At 39.0% G+C, this 6557-nt stretch carries 6 protein-coding genes and 1 pseudogene; 6 read left to right on the top strand and 1 reads right to left on the bottom strand.

Annotated elements, in window-relative coordinates:
- The 3 genes from PAN06_RS12550 to PAN06_RS12540 all read left to right on the top strand — a co-directional run.
- The coding region (locus PAN06_RS12550; RefSeq protein ID WP_269796486.1) for a branched-chain amino acid ABC transporter permease at positions 1–395 on the top strand (395 nt) is incomplete at its 5' end.
- Positions 395–1159, top strand: coding sequence for an ABC transporter ATP-binding protein (locus PAN06_RS12545; protein WP_001185997.1), 765 nt, complete (start codon positions 395–397; stop codon positions 1157–1159). The genes PAN06_RS12550 and PAN06_RS12545, both read left to right, overlap by 1 nt.
- Positions 1159–1869 carry an ABC transporter ATP-binding protein gene (locus PAN06_RS12540; RefSeq protein ID WP_000062200.1) on the top strand — a complete coding sequence of 237 codons (711 nt, stop codon included), beginning with the start codon at positions 1159–1161 and terminating at the stop codon, positions 1867–1869. Before PAN06_RS12545 ends, PAN06_RS12540 begins: the two co-directional genes overlap by 1 nt.
- A 278-nt stretch (positions 1870–2147) precedes the next feature.
- On the opposite strand, the pseudogene PAN06_RS12535 reads toward PAN06_RS12540, so the two are convergent.
- Positions 2148–3364 (bottom strand): annotated as a pseudogene (locus PAN06_RS12535) (transposase).
- Positions 3365–3577: 213 nt separating this feature from the next.
- Here PAN06_RS12535 and PAN06_RS12530 point away from each other — a divergent pair.
- The 3 genes from PAN06_RS12530 to PAN06_RS12520 form a co-directional block, all read left to right on the top strand.
- Entirely contained in the window at positions 3578–5347 is a 1770-nt protein-coding gene (locus tag PAN06_RS12530) for a phosphotransferase (protein WP_269796485.1), read from the top strand.
- A 10-nt stretch (positions 5348–5357) separates the two neighbouring features.
- Positions 5358–5543 (top strand): hypothetical protein, encoded by a 186-nt coding sequence (locus PAN06_RS12525; RefSeq protein WP_004261584.1) that lies wholly within the window; start codon positions 5358–5360, stop codon positions 5541–5543.
- Between the two features lies 1 nt (position 5544).
- Positions 5545–6557 (top strand): cytosine permease (locus PAN06_RS12520; protein ID WP_269796484.1); only part of this gene is annotated, 1013 nt, incomplete at its 3' end.

The following is a 6557-nucleotide window of genomic DNA, read 5'->3' as shown; positions in this document are numbered from 1 at the left end:
AGGATGAAATCGCTGCTGAGTCAGTTGGGGTTAATACGACTAAGATTAAAATCATCGCTTTTGTCTTTGGTGCTATTACTGCAAGTATTGCAGGGTCACTTCAGGCAGGATTTATCGGTTCAGTTGTACCGAAAGATTACACCTTCATCAACTCAATCAACGTTTTGATCATTGTTGTCTTTGGTGGACTTGGTTCCATTACAGGTGCCATTGTTTCAGCTATTGTTCTTGGAATTTTGAATATGCTTCTCCAAGATGTTGCAAGCGTGCGTATGATTATCTACGCTTTGGCCTTGGTATTGGTAATGATTTTCAGACCAGGTGGACTTCTTGGAACATGGGAATTGAGCCTATCACGTTTCTTTAAAAAATCTAAGAAGGAGGAACAAAACTAATGGCATTACTTGAAGTAAAACAGTTAACCAAACATTTTGGCGGTCTAACAGCTGTTGGAGATGTGACTCTTGAATTGAACGAAGGTGAACTGGTTGGACTAATCGGTCCAAATGGAGCTGGTAAAACCACCCTTTTCAATCTTTTGACCGGTGTTTATGAACCAAGCGAGGGCACAGTAACTTTAGATGGTCACCTTTTGAATGGAAAGTCACCTTATAAGATTGCCTCTTTGGGACTTGGACGTACATTCCAAAATATCCGTCTCTTTAAAGATTTAACAGTTTTGGACAATGTTTTGATTGCCTTTGGCAACCATCACAAACAACATGTTTTTGCTAGTTTTTTACGCTTACCAGCTTTTTATAAGAGTGAAAAAGAATTAAAGGCTAAAGCTTTGGAATTATTGAAAATCTTTGATTTAGATGGGGATGCAGAGACTCTTGCTAAAAACCTCGCTTACGGACAACAACGTCGTTTGGAAATTGTTCGTGCCCTTGCTACGGAACCTAAAATTCTCTTTTTAGATGAACCAGCCGCAGGTATGAACCCGCAGGAAACTGCTGAATTGACTGAGTTAATTCGTCGTATCAAAGATGAATTTAAGATTACGATCATGCTGATTGAACACGATATGAATCTGGTCATGGAAGTGACAGAACGTATCTACGTACTTGAATATGGTCGTTTGATTGCTCAGGGAACTCCAGACGAAATTAAGACCAATAAACGCGTTATCGAAGCTTATCTAGGAGGTGAAGCCTAATGTCTATGTTAAAAGTTGATAATCTTTCTGTGCATTACGGTATGATCCAAGCGGTCCGTGATGTAAGCTTTGAAGTGAATGAAGGAGAAGTTGTTTCCCTTATCGGTGCCAATGGTGCAGGTAAGACAACCATTCTCCGTACCTTGTCTGGTTTGGTTAGACCGAGTTCAGGAAAGATTGAATTTTTAGGTCAAGAAATCCAAAAAATGCCGGCTCAGAAAATCGTGGCAGGTGGTCTTTCACAAGTACCAGAAGGACGCCACGTCTTCCCTGGCTTGACTGTTATGGAAAATCTAGAAATGGGAGCTTTCTTAAAGAAAAATCGTGAAGAAAATCAAGCTAATTTGAAGAAAGTTTTCTCACGCTTCCCACGTCTTGAAGAACGGAAGAACCAAGATGCAGCTACTCTTTCAGGGGGGGAACAACAAATGCTTGCCATGGGACGTGCTCTTATGTCAACACCAAAACTTCTTCTTTTAGATGAACCATCAATGGGACTTGCCCCAATCTTTATTCAAGAGATTTTTGATATCATTCAAGACATCCAGAAACAAGGAACAACCGTCCTCTTGATTGAACAAAATGCCAATAAAGCACTCGCAATCTCTGACCGAGGATATGTACTGGAAACAGGGAAAATCGTTCTATCAGGAACAGGAAAAGAACTCGCTTCATCAGAAGAAGTCAGAAAAGCGTATCTTGGTGGCTAAAACAATCCAGTGGATTGTTTTAGTCGGTGGATGAGGATTACGAAGTAATCATCATTATAGTCCGGGGGACCTTTTTAGTCGGTGAATAGAGATTGCGAAGCAGTCATCAAATCCAGGGGATTATTTTAGTCTGCATATAGAGATTGCAAAGCAATTCTCATCTGCACTGGAAGGTTAGCTTCTAATCATTGAAACGGAACAGAATGAAGTGTGTCTACCCTTCATTCACAGAGCTCGATTTTAGAGCTCATTGTCAACTGTAGTGGGTTGATGAAAAGCTAAGCTCGAGAAAGGACAAATTTCGTCCTTTCTTTTTTGATGTTCAGAGCGATAAAAATCCGTTTTTTGAAGTTTCCAAAGTTCTGAAAACCAAAGGCATTGCGCTTGATAAGTTTGATGAGATTATTCGTTGCTTCCAGTTTGGCGTTGGAAAAGGGGAGTTGAAGGGCGTTGGCAATTTTCTCTTTATCCTTGAGGAAGGTTTTAAAGATAGTCTGAAAAAGAGGATGAACCTGCTTTAGATTGTCCTCAATGAGTCCGAAAAATTTGTCTGCCTCCTTGTTCTGAAAGTGAAAATCAGGAGTTGGTAGAGATGATAGTGGTGTTTCAAGTCTTCTGAATAGCTCAAAAGCTTGTCTAGAATCTCTTTATTGGTCAAGTACATACGAAAAGTAGGGCGATAAAAACGTTTATCGCTGAGTTTTCGACTATCTTGCTGGATGAGCTTCTAGTATCGCTTGATAGCCTTGTATTCATGAGATTTTCGTTCAAATTGATTCATGATTTGAACACGGACACGACTCATAGCACGGCTTAGATGTTGTACAATGTGAAAGCGATCCAACACGATTTTAGCGTTTGGGAGTGAAACAGTCTGGGAGACTGTTTCAGCCTGAGCCTAGAAATTAGAAAGCGAATCTGTTTAGCTAAGGCATAGTAGGGACTAAACATATCCATAGTAATGATTTTCACCTGACATCGGACTGCTATATCGTAGCGCAGAAAATGATTTCGGATGATAGGCTGTGTTCTTCCCTCAAGAACAGTGATGATATTGAGATTGTCAAAATCTTGCGCAATGAAACTCATCTTTCCCTTGGTAAAGGAGTACTCATCCCAAGACATAGTCTTTGGAAGCCGAGAAAAATCATGCTTAAAGTGAAAGTCATTGAGCTTGCGAATGACAGTTGAAGTTGAAATGGCCTGCTGGTGGGCAATATCGGTCATAGAAGTCTTTTCAATCAACTTTTGCTCAATTTTTATTGATGAGAGAAGTTTTGGAGAGAGTCATTTTCGAGAAATGATAGCACTTCAAACAGCTTTTCTAAGAAGGGGTTCTATTGGGGATACCAATTGTTTCAAGGTAAGGAATTTTAGACAATTTTTGAAAATCATATTTCTTCATTTGGCTAGCGTAATCAGGACGAGATAGAGCATCATAATCCAGTTTAGCGATGATTTCCTGTGGATATTCCTGTTAATTTAATTGTTCCATACGATTCTTTCTAATGATGGTTTGGTCATTTTTCATTCTAGATATTACGGAACTTTTTCTACAACAAAATAGGCTTCATAATATCTATAGGGAATTTACCCACTACAAATATTATAGTTCCCTGTTTTCTTACTATAGAATCTAACTTGACAAAAGCAAATGTTCATTGTATAATCGAATAGATAAAAACATTGAACAAAAGAGGTTGAGGATATGCTATCAAAAAAACAATTTAAACTTTTACATTTTTTGTTGACTCACAAAGACGAAAACTTTACGCAGAGACAATTGGCTGAACAGCTAGATATCGCTTTGGGGACGGTAAATAATCTTCTCAAGGAATGTAAAGAAGAGAAGTGGATCAGTGAGGAAAATCACTTAACTGACTTAGGTGAGGAGGCTTTGGCTCCGTATCAGGTGAAGAATGCCATTATCATGGCTGCAGGTATGAGTAGCCGCTTTGCACCTTTGTCTTATGAGCTACCTAAAGGATTGCTTCAAGTCAAAGGTGAGCGTTTGATTGAGAGAGAAATCAAGCAATTGCAAGAAGCTGGGATAGAGGATATTACAGTCATTGTAGGTTATCTGCAAGAAAAAATGTTCTATCTGGCAGAAAAGTTTGGCGTTAAAATCGTTGTGAATAATGATTACTACAAATACAATAACTGTTCTTCTCTCATGCTAGTCAGAGATCAACTTTCCAACACTTATATCTGTTCATCGGATAATTATTTTGTAGAAAATCCGTTTGAACGATACATTTACAGGGGTTATTATTCGACTATATTTGCAGAAGGAGACACAGACGAATACTGCTCTAAGGAAGACTCCAATCACACGATTATCGATATTCAAATCGGTGGGACGAATACTTGGGCTATGGTGGGGCACGTTTATTTTGATCGTGCATTTAGTGAAAAGTTTGTAGATATTTTAGAAACTGAATTTAAGCACGAACCATATCGCGAACAACTTTGGGAAGATTATTATAGTCGTCACGTCAAGGAGCTTCCTTTAGAAGCTCGGCATTATTCAGCAGAAATTGTTAAGGAGTTTGATTCACTAGATGAGTTGCGTCAGTTTGATGAACACTATTTGGTGAATACGAATTCGGAAATCATTGATAACATCTGTAAGACATTAGGATGTATAGCTTCAGATATTGTCAATATCAAACCTCTAAAAGATGGTCTAACCAACACTTCGTTTTCATTTGACTGCCTAGGGAAGAAATATGTTTACCGTCATCCGGGTAGAGGAACGGAGAATTATATCGATCGTGCTAGTGAAGCGGCTTCCATGGAAATTGCTGCAAAATTAAAGATTGACCGTACTTTTGTTGCCATGAACAAGAATGAGGGCTGGAAAATTTCAGAATTTATCCCTAATGCCAAGCAACTAGATTATGATAATTGGGATGATGTAGCAAAAGCAATGGAGCTCTTGAGACGCTTGCACCAATCTGGAGAAAAAACAGATCATTCTTTTGATCAATTTGAGGGAATTGATGATTTTAGACAAAAATTAAAAGCTAGCAATCGTTTTGAATTTGATGGACTTGAAGAGTTGGATAAGAATGTCTCAGTTCTCGAGAAGCTTTTACAAGAAGATAAAGCGAAAAAGGTTCTCTGCCACGGAGATTCTTATAGCCCAAATTTTTTGTTGAATGAAGCTGGAGAAATGAGCTTGATTGATTGGGAATATTCTGGTATGGGAGATCCAGCAGGAGATTTAGGAACCTTTATCGGGTGTTCAAATTATACAGTAGAAGAAGCTGAAAAGGTACTTGAAATCTATTTAAAAGAAGTTCCAGACAAGAGAACCAAACGTCACTATTTTGCCTATGTCTCAGTGACTTCATATTATTGGTTTTTGTGGGCCTTGTTCCAAGAAAGCGTTGGAAAACCAGTAGGTGAATTTCTTTATATCTGGTATCGTTATACCAAGCAGTATGGAAAACTTGCATTAGATTTATACTTATAGGAGAATTGAGATGAAACCGACATCTGAAATTGAAGAATTAGTAGCAAATGAAACGAAAAGAAGGCTAGAAGAAATGGAATCACCAAACTATGTGTTTGCTCAGCCATTTTTAAAAAGTGATTTTACTATAGTCATCGCCCTAGTCATAGTCAACCTCATTTTGATTATCCTAGCCATGACAGGAGGTATTCAATAAAATGTCCAAGATGAATGACATTATTCAACAGGAGACGATAACGGGAATTGTTCCCATGACCAACAAGGATCGTCAGTATTCTTTCTGGGATCTCTTCTTATCGACAAGTGGTTTTGCTATTGCAACTTGGTGTTATACCCAAGGAGCTTATGTGGCTCAATATTTGACCTTTAATCAAATGTTGATTAATATTTTTAGCTTTAACATTATCTGGGTTTTTATCGAATGTCTCCCAATCTTGTTTGCGGTTAAATATGGAATTGATTTGTGGATTTGGTTGAGGGCTGTCTTAGGAAAAAAAGGGGTAGCCTTGCTATCAACCATTATTAGCTTAGCTAACTTTGGCTGGTACGCCGTTGCGGCTAATCTTTTTGCCAATTCTATGATCCACTTGGGAAATAATTTTGGCCTTGGTTTAGACAAGGGAGTATGGGCACCGATTTTAGGTACTCTCTGTGTTCTCCTTGGAACGCTGATTGCTCTTGGAGGTCCAGAGGTGATCAAATGGACCAATCGTTTTTTGGTTATCGCCTTGTTGATTGTCGGTCTCATTATCGTTGGAATCTGCTTTGTCGCCGTTCCTATCGCTGACATTATGAACATTCAACCGGCTACCCAAGGAGATTTAACTCCATTAGAACGCTTCATGCTTTCTGGGGAAGGAAATGTAGCCTTTGCCTTCTCTTGGTCTACACAAGCATTAGTCTTACCACGTTTGGCAAAATCAGAACGCAGTGGCTATTGGGCTACAGCCTTATCATACGGGGTTGTTGCTCCATTCTTCGTTGCGACAGGTGGAGTCATGGCTCTAGCCATGTTTGTCAAAACAGGTGTTTATGAAAGTGATCCAACAACCATGCTATCAACTCTAAGCACACCTGCCTTTGCCCTTTTAAGTTTACTACTAGTAGCTTTTGCAAATATTGGAACCCAAGGGACGGGATCATACGTGAACTGTATGATTGTAAAAAGTGGGATGCCCAAAGTAAGCTATAAACTAATGGTTTGGATTGC

The sequence above is a fragment of the Streptococcus sp. SM3 genome (assembly GCF_027497875.1).
Note: the sequence above shows the minus strand (reverse complement) of the source record. Positions and strands in the feature narration are given on the sequence as shown.